This window comes from Neisseria sp. S1, assembly GCF_048060015.1.
Lineage (GTDB): Bacteria > Pseudomonadota > Gammaproteobacteria > Burkholderiales > Neisseriaceae > Neisseria > Neisseria arctica.
The window spans coordinates 95,100-113,547 of the sequence record NZ_JBLUPI010000008.1 but is presented as its reverse complement, the minus strand read 5'-3'; the positions used below and the strand labels follow the sequence as shown (position 1 = coordinate 113,547).

The window sequence follows — 18,448 nt, the reverse complement described above, 5'->3', positions numbered from 1 at the left end:
ATGTACTCATATTTGTTTAAAGTAAGCCAGCAGTGTTTGCGGCAGCCAATTGAGATGACCGCGCCCGCTACCGCTGACAAAGCCGACATGGCCGCCTTGTGCGGGTTGGTAGAGGGTTACATATTTAGAAACCTCTTTTTCAGACGGCAAAGCTTCGGGGGGTAGGAAAGGGTCGTTTACCGCATTGAGCAACAATAAAGGAATACCGACATCGTGTAGCAGTGGTTTGCTGGATGCTCGCCGGTAATAATCTGCGGCATCGGCAAAGCCGTGTAGCGGAGCGGTGAAGGCATTGTCGAAATCACGCAAGGTGCGGCAGCGGTTTAAGTATTCGGTATTGAAATTAAAAGCGCGTGCTTTGGGCAGAAGGGTATTGAGAAAGTAGCGGGTGTAGAGCAGGCGTGTCGTGCCGCGGTCGAAGCGCGTTCCGGCGGCAGTCAAATCGAGTGGAGCCGAAATAGCCGCGGCGGCTTTTGGAATAGCGCAGCCTCCGGCTTCGCCGAGATATTTTGCCAGAGCATTACCGCCGAGCGAAACGCCCGCTGCATAGATAGTGCGGTAACGTGCGGCTAATGTTTGCAGCATAAACCCGATTTCGCGGCTATCGCCCGAGTGGTAGTAAACCGGAGCAGTGTTGGGAACGCCGCCGCAACCGCGGAAGTGGGCGACTACTCCATTCCAACCGCGACGGGTTACTGCTTCCATCAACGCTACCGCATAATGGCTACGGCTGCTGCCTTCCAAACCGTGAAATAAAACCACCAATGGTGCGTCTTTATCCGCACTGTCGATAAAATCATAGGCGACCAGCGTTTGCCCTGTGCTGTCGGGCAGCATTTCGCGGCGGTAGAGGGGTGGGGGCGGTTGAAGTGCTTTGGCATAGAGTGTTTGCAAATTACCGCCCACCAGCCAGCGGGGTGTGTGCAGAATGGGTAGGTTGTGCGGAACCGGGGTTGCCATGTTGAGATAAGTCCCTATGGTATAATTTGTTTTATTATAAATGATTTGATTGGGAGCGTTTTATGGGCTCGACAAATAATTGGCTGCACTGGGAAAGGTGGGCTGATAAAACGATGTTGTTCGGCGGAGACCTGTTGGAAGCCTTGGTGATTTTGTTGGTTGGAAAATGGATTGTCGGCAGGATTGTCGCTTTGGTACAAAAAGCATTTGCCCGGTCGAAGGTGGATAAAACTTTGGCGGGTTTTATTATAAATGTACTCAATATCCTGTTGTTGGTTTTTGTGTTGATGACTGCGCTCAGTAAGGTCGGTGTGCCGACTAATTCTGTTGCGGCGCTGATCGGCGGTGCGGGCTTGGCGGTCGGTTTGGCTTTGAAAGACCAGCTTTCCAATTTTGCCGCAGGCGTGCTGATTATTTTGTTCCGACCGTTTAAAGTGGGTGATTTTATTCGCGCGGGCGATAAAGAAGGATATGTTTTGGAAATTAAAATCGTGCAAACTTCTTTGCGGACCGATGCCAACGAAGAGGTGATTATTCCCAACGGCGTATTGATGAGCAGCAGTATCGTCAATAAATCATCATTGCCGCAAAGGCGGGCGCAGGTGGTGGTAGGCGTGGGTTATGGTGCGGATTTGCAAGCGGCCAAGGCGGCCGTGCTACGTGCGGCTACCGAGCATCCGAAAAATATAGAAACGGTCAATCCGGCTACGGTACAGATAACCAATTTGGGATCCGGATCGATTGAAATCACCTTATGGGCATGGACGGAAGAGGCCGATTGGTGGGATTTCCAATGTGATTTGAATGAACGGGTGGTCGAAAATCTCCGCGCAGCGAATATCAGTATGCCGTTTCCGCAGTAACTTCCGTATTGGTATATTAACAGGCCGTCTGAAATTATGTTTCAGACGGCCTGAGTGTTTTCCGCTACCAAACGTTACACAACGATCGCGCCCATTGAGTCCGTAGGTTTGAAGGCTGCCAAAATGCCTTCGATAATGCCGATGACTCCGGGGATAAATGTCCAGCTGAACAAGAAGTATAAAATACCCATCCATACACGTCCGGCGCAAAATTTGTGTACCCCGAACGAGCCGAACAGTAAAGCCATGGCAACATAAAGGGCTTTATTGCAGGTATGCGGATAAGATGCGGCGTAAGAAACCGGTTGCATAGGATTGTTTCCTTCTTAATTAAAAACGTTATGCTCGATAAATGGGGCAGTAGCGGCGAAAATTAAAGTTTAAATATCGGTAAAGAAAAGCAAAAAACAAACGGGCTGCTATCGGCCGTTCGGGTTTGTCGAAAAGGCGGTAAACCGTTTCGGGCCGGTTTCGGATACAAAAGCATCCAGCGGCATATCGTGCGGTTCATGCGGAAAGCGGCCTTCATAATATTGGCAGGCAAATCCGACGCCGATTTTTTTCGGTTGCAGACGGTGGCGTGCGGCAGCCAACGATGCATCGTAATAGCCGCCGCCTTGTCCAAGCCGATAGCCGCAACGGTCAACACCTACCAGTGGCAGCAGCAACAGGTTTAGGCGGTGGATGCGTATTTTCCGGCCTATAAATTGCGGAATATCCGGTCGGCGGCAGCGGCGTTTGCATTCGGCTTTGGCATCGGTTTCGGGGTATGGGGTAAACCAAAGCCGTAAAGCGTCGGCTTCGATATAGGGCAGATAAACTTGTGCACCGCGTTGTCTTGCTTTGCGGGCAAAGTCATGCAGACTTAATTCACTGCCTACCGACCAATAGATGCCGATGCGGGCATGGCGTTTGATATATCGGTAAAGATTGCGGTTGGCTTTGCGCGTGGCACGGGTGCGCTCGCTTGAGCTCAAGCCTTTGCGGGCGAGACGGAATTGCCGGCGTAGGGCGGATTTTTCGTTTTTCAGCATGATGGTCGTGAGGATAGGTTAACGGACAGGCGGATAAACCGTGTGGCAAATATCCTATGGTAATCGTGCAATTGGCCTGTAACACCCAAAATGATATGCCGTTAAGGCCAAATTAGGTATAAGGGCCGTCTGAAAAAGAAAAATATGTGCGGGTAGCGTTTGGTAAGTTTTTCAGACGGCATTTCTTGATTAAAAGCAATCGGCGGCTTAGTAAGCTTAGCCTGGCGAATTGTTAAGTTTGTGCTAGGAGGTTCCGTCCTTGTTGGATATAGTTTTGCATTTCATCGTCAGGAACCATGCTGCCGCCGGTGCTCCAAATCAAATGGGTAGCATTGGCTAACTGGCTGCGGTTGAAGCGTTGCCTGATGCGGTATGCCGAGTTTTCCGCCAGAATGCGCCCGTAGCCGGCAATGCCCGCGGCGGCAGAAGGCTCTACAAATAGGCCGTCGCTGTCGGCCAGTAGGGCGAGTAAGCGGAATAGCTCGCCATCATCTACCGTATAGTAGCCGCTGATGAGGCGCTGCATGGCACGTCCCACTAATCCCGAGGGGCGGCCTACGGCCAAACCATCAGCGGCTGTGCAGTTGTCAAGGCCGATATCGGTAACGGAAATTTGGTCATGCAGGCCACTGTATACCCCCAGCATCATGCAGGGCGAATGTGTGGGTTCGGCAAAGAAACAGTGTACGTTCTCACCGAACGCCAGCTTTAAGCCGAAGGCAACGCCGCCAGGCCCGCCGCCGACGCCGCAAGGCAGGTAAACAAATAAAGGGTGGTCGCTATCGACCTCGATACCGTGTGTTGCAAACTGCTGTTTGAGCCTCTCTCCCGCAACGGCATAGCCTAAAAATAATTGGGCGGAATGCTCGTCGTCTACAAAATGGCAGTGGGGATTGGCGGCAGCCTGTGCGCGACCTGAGGCGACGGCTTCGCCATAATCTCCGGTGTATTCGACTACGGTAACGCCTGCCGCGCGCAGTTTGTCTTTTTTCCATTGGCGGGCATCGGCAGACATATGCACGCTGGCTTTAAAGCCGAGCTTTGCCGCCATAATTCCGATGGAAAGCCCCAGATTGCCTGTGGAACCGACAGCAATTTCGTGTTGTGAGAACAGGGCTTTGGCAGGTGCTGCCGCAAGCATCGCATAATTGGATTGATGCGTTATCAGCCCATTGGTAACGGCTAATTTTTCGGCATGATGCAGTACTTCGTAAATACCGCCCCGGGCTTTAATCGAGCCGGAAACAGGCAGTTGGTGGTCGGCTTTCAGCCAAAGGCGTCCGGTATCGGTAAGGCCGTGCCGATCGGTTAATATTTGTTGTAATTCGGGTAATAAGTAGAGCGGACTTTCAATTATCCCCCCGGCCATTGCGGTTTCGGGAAAGGCCGTCTGAATATAGGCGGCGAAGCGTTGCAGGCGCCGGGCGGCGTCATCTACGTCGGTTTTGTTAAACGGCACATCGCTGATGGCCTCATCATACGGAGGCAGCTCAGGAAACCATTCGGTTTCTTGAGCGGAGGCAAGCTGCTTGATTAAAGGATCTTGGTCGTTAAGGTGCAGATACATATTTTCAGACGGCCTGTTTGAAAGTTAAATAGATAGTGTTGTTCACACATTAAAATCAGTCGGGCAAACAACTTCTGGAGTTATGGCGCAAGATTAATTTATTTGAGGCTTGGAGCAGGCTAACCGAAAACAGGCCGTCGGTGCAATATGGATTATCAATTTCCCTTGGTTGAACTGGCACTATTTTAGTTATTGTGTAAAGTAGCCGGCCACCTGGCAAGCAGGCAAAGGCAGGTGGATTCAGTGTAGAATGCTTCATTTTTCACCGGGTAAACGTAAGCCGGCTTTCCGGTACGGAAACTTAAGGAGGAAACTATGTGGCACATTGTGGCTATCGGCTATTTGTTTGTTACCATCATGTTTGCCGCCGCCCAACCCAGTATCGCACGCGTACTGATTTATTTGATATTTTGGTCGGTACTGCCTAGCTTGTTTGTGTTTTGGGTAGTAAAAACCCGGCGGCGTAACCGATTGGAAAAGCTGCAACAGCAAAAAAATGAAAAGGCACAATAAAACTTTTCATACGGCCTTGTTTCTTATATAATTTCGCAGCTTTCTTTCGGAAGCGGTTTTTTTATTTTTTGAAACGCTCGCACTTTGCGCCAAAGGGTGCTTATTAATCAATAAGTTCTGTGCGCACAAGTGTATGCTTTAACCCTTTAAGGAATATTATGTCTCAAGTTACTATGCGCCAAATGCTGGAAGCAGGCGTTCACTTCGGCCACCAAACCCGTTACTGGAATCCGAAAATGGAACAATACATTTTCGGTGCCCGCAATAAAATCCATATCGTAAACTTGGAAAAAACCTTGCCGTTGTTCCAAGAAGCACAAGACGTGGTACGCCGTTTGGTAGCCAATAAAGGTACCGTATTGTTCGTAGGTACCAAACGCCAGGCGCGTGACATCATCCGCGAAGAAGCTACCCGTGCCGGTATGCCTTTCGTAGATCACCGTTGGTTGGGCGGTATGTTGACCAACTACAAAACCGTTAAACAATCTATCAAACGCTTGGAAGAGAAATCAGCCATCTTGGAAAAAGCTGCCGAAAGCGGCTTTAATAAGAAAGAAATTCTCGACATGCAGCGCGAAGTTGAAAAACTGGAGCGCTCTTTGGGCGGTATCAAAGATATGAAAGGTTTGCCGGATGCGATTTTCGTAATCGATACCGGTTACCAAAAAGGTACTTTGGTAGAAGCCGAAAAATTGGGTATTCCGGTGATTGCCGTTGTTGATACTAACAACAGCCCTGACGGTGTGAAACACGTTATCCCGGGTAACGATGACTCTGCCAAAGCTATCCGTCTGTATTGCCGCGGTATTGCCGATGCAGTATTGGAAGGCAAAAACCAAGCCGTACAGGAAACCGTTGCAGCTGCTCAAGCTGCTGCCGAGCAGACTGCCGAATAAAGCAGTATATGCGAAAGGGGCAACGCCCCTTTTTTCAGGTGGCCTGAATGCTTTTTAAAGGCAGGCGGCCTGAGTCAGTTTTTGATGCGGTGGTATTGGCCGCCGCATTCCGCTAAAAATTTAGGAGTAAGAAAATGTCTGCAATTACCGCAAAAATGGTTGCCGATTTGCGTGCCGCTACCGGTTTGGGCATGATGGAATGCAAAAAAGCCTTGGTTGAAGCCGAAGGCAATATGGAAAAAGCCGAAGAAATCCTGCGTATTAAATCTGGTGCGAAAGCCGGTAAATTGGCTGGTCGTACTGCTGCCGAAGGCGTATTGGCTTATGCTATAGAAGGTAATGTCGGCGTATTGGTTGAAGTAAACTGCGAAACCGACTTCGTTGCCAAAGATGCAGGCTTTGTGGCATTTGCTAATTCAGTAGCAAAAACTGCTGCTGAGAAAAAACCGGCTACTTTGGAAGAGCTGAGTGCCTTGGTAGAAGAAGAGCGTAAAGCAATTATTGCCAAATTGGGTGAAAATATGTCTGTACGCCGCTTTGAAATTATCGAAACCGATAATAACCTGACTGCTTACATCCATGGTGCATTGGCTACCGAAGGTGTATTGGTTGAATACAAAGGTGCCGAAGACGTAGCCCGTAAGGTGGGCATGCACATTGTTGCTGCTAAGCCGCAATGTGTATCTGAAAGCGAAGTGGATGCGGAAACCGTTGAAAAAGAGCGTCGTATTTACACCCAACAAGCTATCGAATCGGGAAAACCTGCCGATATCGCAGAAAAAATGGTAGAAGGCCGCATCAAGAAATTCTTGGCTGAAGTGACTCTGAACGGCCAAGCTTTCGTGATGAATCCTGATCAAACCGTAGCTCAATTCTTGAAAGAGAACGGCGCTGAAGTTGTGCGGTTTGTGCGTTACAAAGTAGGTGACGGTATTGAGAAAAAAGAAGTGGATTACGCTGCTGAAGTAGCTGCTGCTGCCAAAGTGTAAGGCTGCTTTGAAAAAAGCACTCGGATTCAGTCGAATCGGGGTGCTTTTTTTTGGCAAAAAATATATGTTAGGGTTGCCGGCTATTATGTTTTGATGCTGGTTGTATAATCTCTGCCAGATTGTCCGATTGTCAAATCAACGAGTGGCTTTTGCAATTTTTAACGTAAAATCAGAGTACAATGCACGACGATAAAGCATTGTTAAAAAGTAAGCGGTTGCTTTCAGCAAGCTGCTGTTTGTATAGAAATCCATTTTCACCAACTCTTCGCAGATGTAAGGCTGCTTCCTTACATTAGTAGAAATTTCTAAGGCTGTAACCATTGCTGTATTTTTCAACAAAATACCGTGGTTTCAGACGGCCTGCCAATAAAGCCCTATTCTTAAAGAAAGCAAGGTATTCGAATGACTCAGCAAACCAAATACAAACGCGTTTTATTGAAACTTTCAGGTGAAGCATTGCAAGGTCAAGATGCTTTCGGCATCAACCGCGAAACCATCATGCAGATTGTCGGACAGGTAAAAGAAATAATCGATATGGGAGTACAGGTCGGCGTGGTAATTGGCGGCGGTAATATCTTCCGTGGTGTGGCGACTCAAGCACAAGGTATGGATAGGGCGACAGCCGATTATATGGGCATGATGGCGACGGTGATGAATGCCTTGGCTTTGAAGGATGCCTTCGAATCACTAGGTGTAAAAGCCCGTGTGCAGTCTGCACTTTCTATGCAGCAAATAGCTGAAACTTATGCCCGTCCGAAAGCCATCCAATACTTGGAAGAAGGGAAAGTGGTTATCTTTGCCGCGGGTACCGGTAATCCTTTCTTTACTACCGATACGGCAGCTTCTTTGCGCGGTGCAGAAATGAACTGCGATATCATGTTGAAAGCGACAAATGTTGATGGGGTTTATACGGCTGATCCGAAAAAAGACCCAAGTGCAACGCGTTACCAAACCATCACATTTGATGAGGCTATCAGCAAAAATCTGCGCGTTATGGATGCGACGGCTTTTGCCTTATGCCGTGAGCAAAAGCTCAATATTGTCGTGTTTGCTATTGCTAAAGAAGGTGCGCTCAAGCGTGTGATTCAAGGCGAAGATGAAGGCACTTTGGTACATTATTAATCTGTTGGCCAGGCCTGATAACGGGCCTGTTGCCCTTGAGTAATGTGCTTTGCTTGTCGTAAAGCTTCAGGCGCGGTACTATGCGCTCTTATCAAATATTCAGGCCGCTTGAAAACTTTACAATAGATTTCAGACGGCCTCTGCCCTATTATTGTTTATCATCTGTTTAAGAGAATGAAAATATGATTAATGAAATTCAAAAAACTGCTGAAAGCAAAATGCAGCGTTCATTCGAAGTATTAAAAGAAAACTTGGCTAAGGTTCGTACCGGTCGCGCCCATACCGGCTTGCTTGATCAAGTAGAAGTGGAGTATTACGGAAGCCCGGTGCCTGTCAGCCAAGTAGCCAATGTAACTTTGATTGATGCACGCACTATCGGAGTCAAACCTTTTGAAAGCAATATGGCCGCTCCCATTGAAAAGGCTATCCGTGATTCAAACTTAGGCTTAAATCCTGCTTCTGTGGGCGATTTGATCCGCGTGCCGATGCCTATGCTGACCGAAGAGCGCCGTAAAGACCTGATTAAAGTAGTGCGTGGAGAAGCAGAGGAAGGCCGCGTGGCCATCCGCAATGTGCGCCGTGATGCGAATAATGATTTCAAACGTATGCTGAAAGATAAAGAAGTATCGGAAGATGATGCACGCCGCGCCGAAGAGCAGATCCAAAAATTGACCGATAAATATATCGCCGAGGTTGATAAACTTCTTGCCGTTAAAGAAGAAGATCTGATGGCTATTTAAATATCGGAGTAGCCTGATGAGCAGTAGTAGTACGCAAACCATACTCGAGCACACTCAAATTCCGCGCCATATCGCCGTGATTATGGATGGTAATGGCCGTTGGGCAAAAAAACGTCTGCTGCCGCGTGTAATGGGGCATAAAAAGGGATTGAATGCGCTTGAAAATATGGTAAAGCGTTGTGCTGCTTTAGGTGTACGGCATTTAACTGTTTTTGCGTTTTCTACCGAAAATTGGCGGCGCCCGGAAGAAGAGGTTTCTTTTCTGATGGGGCTGTTTTTACAGGCTTTGCAAAAACAAGTGGTGCGTTTGCATGAAAACAATATGCGGCTTCGTGTGATTGGGGATCGTAGCCGGTTTAATGCCGAGATTATCCGCGGTATCGAGCAGGCAGAAGTACTGACTGCCAACAATACAGGGTTAACCTTGGCGATTGCCGCGGATTATGGCGGCCGATGGGATATCCTTCAGGCGGCTAATAAATTAATTGCAGAAGGAGCCGGGGAGATTACCGAAGAAGGTTTGGCGCGCCATTTGATGTTGGGCGGGGCGCCTGAACCGGACTTATTTATCCGAACCGGCGGAGAAACGCGCATCAGTAATTTTCTTTTATGGCAGTTGGCCTATACCGAGCTATATTTTACCGACACTTTATGGCCTGACTTTGACGATGCCGCCATAGATACGGCGATTGCTTCCTACCAAACCCGAGAGCGTCGCTTCGGCCGGACATCAGAGCAACTGCCGCCTGAGCAACAAAGGGGAGAATAGATTGTTATGTTAAAACAACGTGTGATTACTGCTCTAATATTGCTGCCCCTTATGCTGGGTATGCTGTTTTATGCTTCCGATGTGCTTTGGGCGTTATTTTCAGGGCTGATTGCGTTGCTGGCTTTGTGGGAATATACCCGTATGAGCGGCTTTAGCAGCGAGAAAAACCATCGTTATTTGGGTTTTACCGCATTATTCGGTGTGGTTGCTTATGCCGGTAATTGGGTTCTGCCACCAATAGTCTGGTTGGCTGTATTGTTGTTCTGGTTGGTTGCCATGCCGTTATGGCTGGTTAAAAAATGGAAGCTACAGGCAAATTGGAAAGCTTACAGCGTAGGCTGGATATTGATGGTCCCCTTCTGGTTTGCATTGGTTACCTTGCGGCCGAGTACAGAAGCCGCAACTTCGCTACTGGCTGTGATGGGTTTGGTATGGATTGCGGATATCGCCGCATATTTTTGTGGTAAAGCATTCGGTAAGCGCAAGCTTGCGCCTGCTATCAGCCCGGGAAAAAGTTGGGAAGGGGCAATCGGTGGCGCGTTATGTGTGGCCGTTTATTTGACATTGGTAATGAATGCAGGTTGGTTGGCTTTCGATACTTCTTGGATAGGCACAATTTGTATTGGTTTGATACTGACGGTAGTCAGCGTAGGGGGCGACTTGTTGGAAAGTTGGTTGAAACGTTCTGCCGGTATTAAAGACAGTAGTAACCTGCTGCCCGGACACGGCGGCGTATTTGATCGTGTCGACAGCTTAATTGCAGTATTGAGCGTTTATGCTGCAATGACAGTATTATTCGCATAACTAATATTTCAGACGGCATTGCATATTCGGCAGGCCGTCTGAATTTGCCTTTTTTTAGGCGGTTATATAAATATCAAGATCGCATCAATATTTTAGTGCGGTTTTTAAATTAAGAACCAAATCATGACCCGACAAGTCTTAACCGTTTTGGGAAGTACCGGCAGCATCGGTGAGAGTACGCTTGATGTAGTGGCACGACATCCCGACAAATTTCGTATTTTTGCTTTGGCCGGCCACAAACAGGTACAGAAATTAGCCGAACAATGTTTGGCCTTTCGCCCTCAATACGCCGTGGTGGCGGATGCCGAACATGCTTCACAGCTCTCGCAACGATTGATTGAGGTGCACTGTGAAACTGAGGTATTGTATGGTCGACAGGCTTTAATTGATGTTGCAGAGGCAGAAGAGGTTACTGCGGTGATGGCTGCGATTGTCGGAGCGGCAGGACTACCGTCGGCATTGGCTGCTGCCCGTGCAGGCAAGACTATTTATCTGGCTAATAAAGAAACCTTGGTTGTGTCCGGTGCCCTGTTTATGCAGACGGCCAAAGATAGTGGTGCCCGGGTTTTGCCGGTCGATAGCGAGCATAATGCTATTTACCAAGTATTGCCGACGAATTATCGGGGCGGATTGGATGAACACGGGATACGGTCAATCATCCTGACTGCTTCGGGCGGCCCTTTTTTAAATACCGATTTGGCTGATTTTGTAAGTATTACGCCGGCTCAAGCAGTGAAGCATCCTAACTGGAGCATGGGACAGAAGATTTCGGTAGATTCAGCCACTATGATGAATAAGGGCTTAGAGCTGATTGAGGCGCATTGGTTATTCCAATGCCCGCCCGACAGACTCGAAGTCGTAATTCACCCGCAAAGTGTGATTCACAGTATGGTACGCTATTTGGATGGTTCGGTACTGGCACAAATGGGAACTCCTGATATGCGAACGCCGATAGCCTATTGTTTGGGATTGCCTGAGCGTATCGAGTCGGGTGTGGATGCTTTGGATTTCGGTAGTTTAGGCGGTTTGACTTTTAGCAAGCCCGACTTTGTCCGATTTCCTTGTTTGAAATTGGCCTATGATGCAATGTATGCGGGCGGTGGTGCGCCGTGCGTGTTGAATGCCGCTAATGAAGAGGCGGTAGCCGCTTTTTTGCAGAGTAAGATCCGCTTTACTGATATTGCACAAGTAGTGGAACATTGTTTACAGCAGGAATTTTCAGACGGCCTAAATGATTTGGACGGTTTGTTGGCGCAGGATACGGAAACCCGTTCCCACGCGCAACAATATATTTCCGGTTTGCAGGGTTAGGGATTAGTTTTGACTATTTTAGCTTTTATTGTTGCTATTTTGATTTTGGTGAGCCTGCATGAATTTGGCCACTATGCCGTTGCGCGCCTGTTTGGCGTGAAAGTATTGCGGTTTAGTGTCGGATTCGGCAAGCCGTTTTATAAGAAAAAGCGGGGAGATACTGAATGGTGCTTGGCACCGATTCCGTTGGGTGGTTATGTCAAAATGGTCGACACCCGGGAAGGCCCGGTGCCAGAAGCCGACTTACCCTACGCTTTCGACAAACAGCACCCGGCAAAGCGTATCGCGATTGTAGCAGCCGGCCCGCTTACTAATTTACTGTTGGCAGTATTGTTTTACGGTTTGAGCTTCTCATTCGGCGTTACAGAAATACGCCCGTATGTAGGTATGGTCGAGCCGGCAAGTATTGCTGCAAAAGCAGGCTTTCAGCCTGGCGACAAAATTCTGTCGGTAAACGGTACCAAAGTGAAAGATTGGACGGATGCTCAAGCAGAAATAGTCTTGAATTTGGAAGCAGGCCAGGTTGCCGTAGATGTGCAAACAGAAAATGCTACTAACGCCACACGCACGATTGATGTTGCAGGTACGCAGGCTGCTAAAAATGTGGCAAAGCAGGAAGGCAATATCGGCTTCGTACCGTTTAAGTTAACCAATAAAATCGGTTTGGTTGCGCCTAACAGTCCTGCTGAGCGCGCAGGCTTGAAAAAAGGCGACGTTTTACTTGCTGCTGATGGTCGCGAGTTATCCGACTGGAGAGACTGGGTGGTATTGTTTCGGAACAGCCCGGGTAAAAACCTAGAGATTACATACGGTCGTGATGGTGCTGTCGCCAAAACCCAATTGCGCCCTGATTCGGAGATGTCCGCTAACGGAATGTTGTCGGGTAAAGTAGGCGTAGCTGCAGAGCGGGATAAAGCGTGGGATGAAAAAATCCGCCATCAATATATGCCCAGCATTGGAGAAGCCTTTGCAATGGGTACTGAAAAGATGTGGAATTACTCGGTAATGACAGTAAAATTTTTCGGTAAATTGCTGACAGGCCAAGCTTCAACCAGTCACATTTCCGGGCCGCTGACGATTGCCGATGTTGCCGGACGTACGGCAGCTATGGGTTTGCAAAGTTATTTGGAATTTTTAGCACTGGTAAGCGTTAGCTTAGGTGTATTGAATTTATTGCCGATTCCGGTTTTGGACGGCGGTCACTTGGTGTATTATACCGCCGAGTGGATAAGAGGTAAGCCCTTGAGCGAGCGCATTCAAATGTTGGGTTTGCGCTTGGGCATGGCAGCAATGCTGATGCTGATGCTGGTGGCTTTCTTTAACGACATTACCCGTTTGCTTGGATAAAACTTATGATGAAACTGAAACACCTTACCGCAACCTTGATGATGCTGAGCCTTTCGCCGCTGGCATTGGCCGATTTTACTATTCAGGATATCCGCGTCGAAGGTTTGCAGCGGACCGAGCCGAGCACGGTATTCAACTATCTGCCGGTAAAAGTCGGCGATACCTTCACCAATGCCAAGAGTGAGGAAATTATCAAAACCCTCTACGCGACTGGTTTTTTCGATGATGTGCGTGTCGAGACGATGGGTGATCAGGTATTGTTGACCGTGGTAGAGCGTCCGACTATCAGCACGCTTAATATTAGTGGTGCGAAAATGTTGCCTAGCAACGCCATTCAACAAAATTTTGCCGCTATGGGTTTGGCCCAGTCACAACCTTTTAGCCAAGCAACTTTGAATCAGGCGGTAGCCAGCTTAAAACAGGAATATATCAGTCGTGGCAAACAGTCTGTTGAGATTACGACCGAAGTAAACCGTTTGGCGCGTAACCGTGTTGCGGTTGACGTTAAAATCAATGAGGGAGCTAGTACCAAAATTACTGATATCAGCTTTGAGGGTAACGAGCGTTATTCAGATCGCAAACTGCGTAATCAAATGTCACTTAGTGAGGGTGGTTTGTGGACATGGTTAACCAAGAGCAATCAGTTCAATGAGCAGAAATTTTCACAAGATTTGGAGCGTGTAACCGAATTTTATCATAATAACGGTTATTTCGATTTCCGCATACTTAATGCCGATGTGCAAACCAATGATGATAAAACCAAGCAGACCATCAATGTGACGGTACATGAGGGTGAGCGTTATCGTTGGGGTAAGGTACAGATTGAGGGTGATACTCGAGATGTGCCGAAAGAAGAGTTGTATAAACTGCTGACTATGAAAGAAGGCCGTTGGTACGAACGTGAGCGCATGGTCAACAGCTTACAGGCAATTCAGACGGCTATGGGTAGTGCGGGATATGCTTTTAGTGAAGTAAATGTACAGCCGGTGCCGAATCCCGAAACCCGAGTGGTAGATTTTGTGTTGCATGTAGAACCGGGGCGTAAGATTTATGTAAATGAAATCAACATTACCGGTAACAATAAAACCCGAGATGAAGTAGTACGTCGTGAGTTGCGCCAAATGGAGTCGGCACCTTACGATACCTCTAAGCTGCAACGTTCGAAAGAGCGAGTTGAATTGCTGGGCTATTTTGATAACGTCCAATTTGATGCCCGCCCCGTAGCCGGCACGCCGGATCAAGTAGATTTGAACATGTCGGTTAATGAACGTTCTACCGGTTCCCTCGATTTAAGTGCCGGTTGGGTTCAGGATACAGGTTTGGTAATGTCGCTGGGTGTGGCTCAGGATAACTTATTCGGTACGGGTAAATCTGTATCTGCTCGGGCTTCGCGCAGTAAAACTACCCAAAACGCTTCATTGTCATTTACCGATCCTTATTTCACACCCGATGGCGTGAGCTTGGGTTATGATCTTTACGGGCGTGTTTATGACCCGCGTAAAGCCTCCTCAAGCTCCCAGCAATATAAAACTACCACTTTCGGTGCCGGTATCAGAATGGGTGTGCCGGTTACGGAGTATGACCGTGTTAACTTTAATTTGGGTGCAGAAAACCTGACGGTAAACACTTATACCGGGGCACCGAAGCGTTATAAAGACTTTATTAAACAGTATGGTGAAGGTGCCGAAGGTATCGGTAAATTCAAAGGCTGGATTCTTAAAGGCGGTGTAGGTTGGGGGCGTAATAAAACAGATAATGCATTATGGCCGACACGCGGCTACATTACCGGCGTGAATCTGAACGGTGGATTGCCAGGTGGAGACTTACAATACTATAGCCTCACGCATAACCAAACCTGGTTCTTCCCGCTTAATAAAGATTTCACCCTGATGTTGGGGGGAGAAGTCGGTTATGCCAACGGTTATGGTAAAACCAAAGAATTACCGTTCTTTGAAAACTATTACGGTGGTGGTTTGGGTTCTGTACGCGGATATGAAAGTGGTTCGCTCGGCCCGAAAGTTTATGATGATGACGGTGATAAAATCAGTTACGGTGGTAATAAAAAGGCTAACGTTTCTGCTGAATTGCTGTTCCCAATGCCGGGCGTTAAAGATTCCCGTACTGTCCGTTTAAGCGCATTTGCCGATGCGGGCAGTGTTTGGGACGGTAAAACATACGGGGGTACCGGCAGTTCTACGACTAATAGCGATTATAAAGTCAATAATGTATCGCAAAGCGTATACGGCAAAGAATCGCACCGTTCTACTTTCAAAGAAGAGTTGCGTTATTCTGCAGGTGTTGCTGTAACGTGGTTGTCGCCTTTAGGCCCGATGAAGTTTAGTTATGCTTATCCGCTGAATAAAAAAGATAGTGACGAGATCCAACGGTTCCAATTCCAGCTCGGCACTACATTCTAAAACCGGGTAAAAACTATTACAGAAGAGAATGGGTATGATGAAAGCAAATAGTTGTTTCGTCCGTTGGAGTATGGCAGCTGTTATGGGCTGTGTATTGACAGCTCCTGCTTTAGCGGCGGAGAACCTTCAAAAACTCGGTTTTATCAATACCGAGCGGGTATATCAGGAATCACGTCAGGCGCAGCGCATTCAGACGACTTTGGAAAAAGAATTCAAAGACAAACAAATGTCACTCCAGAAGTTGCAAAAGCAAGGTGAAGCTCTGGAGAAACAATTACAAGAAGGTAAGTTGCAAGGTGCGGAGCGTGAAAAAGTCGTTCGCCAGTTAGGAGAGCTGGTTCAACAGTTCCGCATGCAGCAAGGCAAGTTGGCCGAAGAATATAACTTGCGCCGAAATGAGGAATTTGCCGCTTTGCAGCAAAGTGCCAACCGGGTGATTGTCGATCTGGCTAAAAAAGAAGGTTATGACCTGATTTTGCAGGATGCGGTATATGTAAACAGTAAGTTTGATATTACCGACAGCGTGATTAAAGCGCTTAATGCACAATAAGACATACTATAAAAATATGTGAAGGAAAATCATATTAAAAACATATGATTATTTCCTTAGGTATGTAGATATTTACTGTTTTGAAGCAACCTGCATTTATGAATCAGCAAATTTATACTTTATCCGAAATAACCGCAGCACTGGGCGGCACTTGGCACGGCGACAATGTGGCTATTGCCGCAGTACAACCGTTGGCATCTGCAACCGCCGACCATATAAGCTTTTTGGCCAACCCGAAATATAAATCAGAGGTAGCCGCGAGTCATGCAGGGGCGGTAATCGTATCCCCGAAAGTTGCGGAAGAGTTTGCGGGGCGTAATCTGATTGTTGCAGACGACCCTTATTTATACTTTGCCAAAGTAGCACGACTGTTTTCACCGGTGGAAAAAGCTGTGGCTGGCGTGCATCCGACAGCGGTTATCGAGCCGACGGCGACAGTACCGGCCAGCTGTGAAATCGGCGCCCATGTTTATATCGGTGGTCATACCGTATTAGGTGAGGGTTGCCGTATTTTGGCCGGAGCAGTCGTGGAGCATGACTGCCGCTTGGGTGATGAGGTGGTACTGCATCCAAATGTTGTGATTTATCATGGCTGTACATTGGGAAAGCGTGTGGAGATTCATGGCGGAAGCGTTATCGGTGCCGATGGTTTTGGCTTGGCTTTTGCGGGAGACTCATGGTTTAAAATCCCGCAAACTGGTGCCGTAGTGTTAGGCGATGATGTGGAAATCGGTGCTAACAGTATGATTGATAGAGGTGCTATGGCCGATACGGTTGTCGGTAAAGGTACGAAAATCGATAATCAGGTTCAAATCGGGCACAACTGTCAAATCGGCGAGCATACCGTTATTGCTGCATGTGCCGGTATTTCCGGTAGTACAAAAATCGGATCGTATTGCATCATCGGTGGTGCCGCCATGTTTGTCGGTCATATTGAAATTGCCGATAAAACCACTATCGGCGGCGGTACGGCCGTTACTCATTCGATTAAAGAGCCGGGTCACTACGCTACTTGTTATCCCTTGCAAACTCATAAAGAGTGGGCCCGCAATGCTGTTCATGTCCGCCATTTGAGCGATATGTCAAAGCGCATCAAACAACTGGAACAAAGCCTTGCCGCTTTGCAATCAGATAATGAATAAGGAAAACAAACCCATGGATATCCAACTACCTATTGAAGTGAAAGACATTCAAAAATTAATTCCACACCGTTATCCGTTTTTACTGCTTGACCGTATTACGGCTTTCGAAAGCATGAAAAGCTTGACAGCCTTAAAAAATGTCAGCATGAATGAGCCACATTTCCAAGGTCATTTTCCTGATTTTCCTGTGATGCCGGGTGTGTTGATTATTGAAGCATTGGCACAAGCTTGTGGGGCTTTGGCAATTCTCAGCGAAGGCGGACGTAATCCGAATGAAATTTACTTCTTTGCGGGGATTGATAATGCTCGCTTCAAGCGCCAGGTGATTCCGGGAGACCAGTTGGTATTTGAGGTTGAACTAATTACCAGCAAGCGTGGTATCGGCAAATTCAAGGCAACGGCCAAAGTAGAAGGCCAAGTGGCTGTTGAAGCCGAAATTATGTGTGCTAAGCGTGAAGTAGAAATGTAATTATAGGCCGTCTGAAAGCTTTTCAGACGGCCTTAAAAACCATAGGAGAGGTGCATGACTTTGATTCATCCTACCGCCCTTATTGATTCTAAGGCAGAGTTGGACAGCAGCGTAAAGGTTGGTGCTTATACCGTTATCGGGCCAAATGTGAAAATCGGGGCGGGTACTGAAATCGGCCCTCATGCTGTGATTGAGGGGCATACCACAATAGGCGAGAATAATAAAATTTTTCAGTTTGCTTCACTGGGTGCTGTTCCGCAGGATAAAAAATATCGTGGTGAGCCTACACGCCTGATTATCGGGAACGGCAATACCATCCGTGAATTTACGACCTTCAATCTCGGTACGGTAACGGGTATAGGTGAAACCCGTATTGGTGATGATAACTGGATAATGGCCTATGTACATTTGGCACATGATTGCGTAGTCGGCAGCCATACTATTTTTGCTAACAATGCTTCATTGGCAGGCCATGTAACCGTAGGCGATTGGGTATTGCTCGGCGGTTATTCCTTAGTACATCAATTCTGCATTATCGGTGACCATGCCATGACTGCTTTTGCCGCCGGCGTACATAAAGATGTACCGCCTTATGTTATGGCGGCAGGCTACCGGGCGGAACCGGCCGGTTTGAATACCGAAGGCTTGCGCCGCCGTGGCTTCAGTGCAGAGCAAATATCGAACATAAAAAATGTTTACAAAGTACTCTACCGTCAGGGCTTAGGCTTGGAAGAGGCTAAGGCGGAAGTTTTAAAACTCAGTGATACAGCCCCAGAACTGAAAGTATTTAAAGACTTTTTCAAAGTATCTACGCGCGGTATCATCCGTTAGACTGCAAAATCCGAAGCATTATGCCGTCTGAAAAAGTTTTCAGACGGCATATTTTATCGGCCAGGCTATCTGTTTTAAGTGGTCTGCCTTGTTAAGGCTAGGCGTATCGGTATAACCGCAGTAT

Annotated in this window: 20 protein-coding genes; 15 read left to right on the top strand and 5 right to left on the bottom strand. The window is 47.7% G+C overall.

Annotated elements, in window-relative coordinates; genetic code table 11:
* Positions 1–6: 6 nt before the first annotated feature.
* Entirely contained in the window at positions 7–960 is a 954-nt protein-coding gene (locus ACEPPX_RS07930; RefSeq protein WP_416623586.1) for a YheT family hydrolase, read from the bottom strand.
* 62 nt (positions 961–1,022) lie between these two features.
* Between ACEPPX_RS07930 and ACEPPX_RS07925 the strand changes: the two genes are divergently transcribed.
* Positions 1,023–1,823, top strand: coding sequence for a mechanosensitive ion channel family protein (locus ACEPPX_RS07925; RefSeq protein WP_416623585.1), 801 nt, complete (start codon positions 1,023–1,025; stop codon positions 1,821–1,823).
* 74 nt (positions 1,824–1,897) lie between these two features.
* On the opposite strand, the gene ACEPPX_RS07920 is transcribed toward ACEPPX_RS07925, so the two are convergent.
* The 3 genes from ACEPPX_RS07920 to ACEPPX_RS07910 form a co-directional block, all read right to left on the bottom strand.
* On the bottom strand, positions 1,898–2,134 hold the full coding sequence (locus tag ACEPPX_RS07920; RefSeq protein WP_047761061.1) for a TM2 domain-containing protein: 237 nt from the start codon (positions 2,132–2,134) through the stop codon (positions 1,898–1,900).
* Positions 2,135–2,242: 108 nt separating this feature from the next.
* Positions 2,243–2,857 carry a 5-formyltetrahydrofolate cyclo-ligase gene (locus ACEPPX_RS07915; RefSeq protein WP_416623584.1) on the bottom strand — a complete coding sequence of 205 codons (615 nt, stop codon included), beginning with the start codon at positions 2,855–2,857 and terminating at the stop codon, positions 2,243–2,245.
* 232 nt (positions 2,858–3,089) lie between these two features.
* On the bottom strand, positions 3,090–4,424 hold the full coding sequence (locus ACEPPX_RS07910; RefSeq protein WP_416623583.1) for a D-serine ammonia-lyase: 1,335 nt from the start codon (positions 4,422–4,424) through the stop codon (positions 3,090–3,092).
* A gap of 315 nt (positions 4,425–4,739) precedes the next feature.
* Between ACEPPX_RS07910 and ACEPPX_RS07905 the strand changes: the two genes are divergently transcribed.
* The 3 genes from ACEPPX_RS07905 to tsf all read left to right on the top strand — a co-directional run bounded on the left by ACEPPX_RS07905 (position 4,740) and on the right by tsf (position 6,822).
* Positions 4,740–4,937, top strand: coding sequence for a hypothetical protein (locus ACEPPX_RS07905; protein ID WP_416623582.1), 198 nt, complete (start codon positions 4,740–4,742; stop codon positions 4,935–4,937).
* A gap of 158 nt (positions 4,938–5,095) precedes the next feature.
* Complete coding sequence (gene rpsB, locus ACEPPX_RS07900) at positions 5,096–5,833, top strand: 30S ribosomal protein S2 (protein WP_047761057.1); 738 nt, start codon at positions 5,096–5,098, stop codon at positions 5,831–5,833.
* Between the two features lie 134 nt (positions 5,834–5,967).
* Positions 5,968–6,822, top strand: coding sequence for a translation elongation factor Ts (gene tsf / locus ACEPPX_RS07895; protein ID WP_047761056.1), 855 nt, complete (start codon positions 5,968–5,970; stop codon positions 6,820–6,822).
* A gap of 135 nt (positions 6,823–6,957) precedes the next feature.
* Here tsf and ACEPPX_RS07890 read toward each other — a convergent pair whose 3' ends face one another.
* Positions 6,958–7,158, bottom strand: coding sequence for a hypothetical protein (locus tag ACEPPX_RS07890; RefSeq protein ID WP_152667048.1), 201 nt, complete (start codon positions 7,156–7,158; stop codon positions 6,958–6,960).
* 66 nt (positions 7,159–7,224) lie between these two features.
* On the opposite strand from ACEPPX_RS07890, the gene pyrH reads away from it, so the two are divergent.
* The 11 genes from pyrH (at position 7,225) to lpxA (ending at position 18,324) form a co-directional block, all read left to right on the top strand.
* On the top strand, positions 7,225–7,944 hold the full coding sequence (gene pyrH, locus ACEPPX_RS07885; RefSeq protein ID WP_047761055.1) for a UMP kinase: 720 nt from the start codon (positions 7,225–7,227) through the stop codon (positions 7,942–7,944).
* Between the two features lie 182 nt (positions 7,945–8,126).
* A complete protein-coding gene (gene frr / locus ACEPPX_RS07880) occupies positions 8,127–8,684 on the top strand; it encodes a ribosome recycling factor (protein ID WP_047761054.1) in 558 nt (185 codons plus the stop codon).
* A gap of 16 nt (positions 8,685–8,700) precedes the next feature.
* Positions 8,701–9,453 carry an isoprenyl transferase gene (locus ACEPPX_RS07875; protein ID WP_416623581.1) on the top strand — a complete coding sequence of 251 codons (753 nt, stop codon included), beginning with the start codon at positions 8,701–8,703 and terminating at the stop codon, positions 9,451–9,453.
* 6 nt (positions 9,454–9,459) lie between these two features.
* On the top strand, positions 9,460–10,257 hold the full coding sequence (locus ACEPPX_RS07870; protein WP_416623580.1) for a phosphatidate cytidylyltransferase: 798 nt from the start codon (positions 9,460–9,462) through the stop codon (positions 10,255–10,257).
* Positions 10,258–10,380: 123 nt separating this feature from the next.
* Positions 10,381–11,568: a 1-deoxy-D-xylulose-5-phosphate reductoisomerase gene (gene ispC, locus ACEPPX_RS07865; protein ID WP_416623579.1), complete on the top strand. Its 1,188-nt coding sequence runs from the start codon at positions 10,381–10,383 to the stop codon at positions 11,566–11,568.
* A 9-nt stretch (positions 11,569–11,577) separates the two neighbouring features.
* Positions 11,578–12,915 carry an RIP metalloprotease RseP gene (gene rseP, locus ACEPPX_RS07860; protein ID WP_047761050.1) on the top strand — a complete coding sequence of 446 codons (1,338 nt, stop codon included), beginning with the start codon at positions 11,578–11,580 and terminating at the stop codon, positions 12,913–12,915.
* Between the two features lie 8 nt (positions 12,916–12,923).
* Positions 12,924–15,332, top strand: coding sequence for an outer membrane protein assembly factor BamA (bamA, locus tag ACEPPX_RS07855; protein WP_416623604.1), 2,409 nt, complete (start codon positions 12,924–12,926; stop codon positions 15,330–15,332).
* 37 nt (positions 15,333–15,369) lie between these two features.
* On the top strand, positions 15,370–15,882 hold the full coding sequence (locus ACEPPX_RS07850) for an OmpH family outer membrane protein (protein WP_416623603.1): 513 nt from the start codon (positions 15,370–15,372) through the stop codon (positions 15,880–15,882).
* Between the two features lie 98 nt (positions 15,883–15,980).
* On the top strand, positions 15,981–17,024 hold the full coding sequence (gene lpxD, locus ACEPPX_RS07845; RefSeq protein WP_416623578.1) for a UDP-3-O-(3-hydroxymyristoyl)glucosamine N-acyltransferase: 1,044 nt from the start codon (positions 15,981–15,983) through the stop codon (positions 17,022–17,024).
* A gap of 13 nt (positions 17,025–17,037) precedes the next feature.
* Positions 17,038–17,493: a 3-hydroxyacyl-ACP dehydratase FabZ gene (fabZ, locus tag ACEPPX_RS07840; protein ID WP_047761047.1), complete on the top strand. Its 456-nt coding sequence runs from the start codon at positions 17,038–17,040 to the stop codon at positions 17,491–17,493.
* Between the two features lie 54 nt (positions 17,494–17,547).
* Positions 17,548–18,324: an acyl-ACP--UDP-N-acetylglucosamine O-acyltransferase gene (gene lpxA / locus ACEPPX_RS07835; protein ID WP_416623577.1), complete on the top strand. Its 777-nt coding sequence runs from the start codon at positions 17,548–17,550 to the stop codon at positions 18,322–18,324.
* Positions 18,325–18,448 lie beyond the last annotated feature (124 nt).

What these genes read in the sequence shown, in the direction of transcription:
- bamA (WP_416623604.1), top strand. Translation starts at nt 12,924, where the DNA reads ATGAAACTGAAACACCTTACCGCAACCTTGATGATGCTGAGCCTTTCG.
- ACEPPX_RS07920 (WP_047761061.1), bottom strand. Translation starts at nt 2,134, where the DNA reads ATGCAACCGGTTTCTTACGCCGCATCTTATCCGCATACCTGCAATAAA.
- rpsB (WP_047761057.1), top strand. Translation starts at nt 5,096, where the DNA reads ATGTCTCAAGTTACTATGCGCCAAATGCTGGAAGCAGGCGTTCACTTC.
- ispC (WP_416623579.1), top strand. Translation starts at nt 10,381, where the DNA reads ATGACCCGACAAGTCTTAACCGTTTTGGGAAGTACCGGCAGCATCGGT.
- ACEPPX_RS07905 (WP_416623582.1), top strand. Translation starts at nt 4,740, where the DNA reads ATGTGGCACATTGTGGCTATCGGCTATTTGTTTGTTACCATCATGTTT.
- ACEPPX_RS07875 (WP_416623581.1), top strand. Translation starts at nt 8,701, where the DNA reads ATGAGCAGTAGTAGTACGCAAACCATACTCGAGCACACTCAAATTCCG.
- frr (WP_047761054.1), top strand. Translation starts at nt 8,127, where the DNA reads ATGATTAATGAAATTCAAAAAACTGCTGAAAGCAAAATGCAGCGTTCA.
- pyrH (WP_047761055.1), top strand. Translation starts at nt 7,225, where the DNA reads ATGACTCAGCAAACCAAATACAAACGCGTTTTATTGAAACTTTCAGGT.
- ACEPPX_RS07910 (WP_416623583.1), bottom strand. Translation starts at nt 4,424, where the DNA reads ATGTATCTGCACCTTAACGACCAAGATCCTTTAATCAAGCAGCTTGCC.
- ACEPPX_RS07925 (WP_416623585.1), top strand. Translation starts at nt 1,023, where the DNA reads ATGGGCTCGACAAATAATTGGCTGCACTGGGAAAGGTGGGCTGATAAA.
- ACEPPX_RS07870 (WP_416623580.1), top strand. Translation starts at nt 9,460, where the DNA reads ATGTTAAAACAACGTGTGATTACTGCTCTAATATTGCTGCCCCTTATG.
- lpxD (WP_416623578.1), top strand. Translation starts at nt 15,981, where the DNA reads ATGAATCAGCAAATTTATACTTTATCCGAAATAACCGCAGCACTGGGC.
- tsf (WP_047761056.1), top strand. Translation starts at nt 5,968, where the DNA reads ATGTCTGCAATTACCGCAAAAATGGTTGCCGATTTGCGTGCCGCTACC.
- ACEPPX_RS07930 (WP_416623586.1), bottom strand. Translation starts at nt 960, where the DNA reads ATGGCAACCCCGGTTCCGCACAACCTACCCATTCTGCACACACCCCGC.
- ACEPPX_RS07850 (WP_416623603.1), top strand. Translation starts at nt 15,370, where the DNA reads ATGAAAGCAAATAGTTGTTTCGTCCGTTGGAGTATGGCAGCTGTTATG.
- ACEPPX_RS07915 (WP_416623584.1), bottom strand. Translation starts at nt 2,857, where the DNA reads ATGCTGAAAAACGAAAAATCCGCCCTACGCCGGCAATTCCGTCTCGCC.
- lpxA (WP_416623577.1), top strand. Translation starts at nt 17,548, where the DNA reads ATGACTTTGATTCATCCTACCGCCCTTATTGATTCTAAGGCAGAGTTG.
- fabZ (WP_047761047.1), top strand. Translation starts at nt 17,038, where the DNA reads ATGGATATCCAACTACCTATTGAAGTGAAAGACATTCAAAAATTAATT.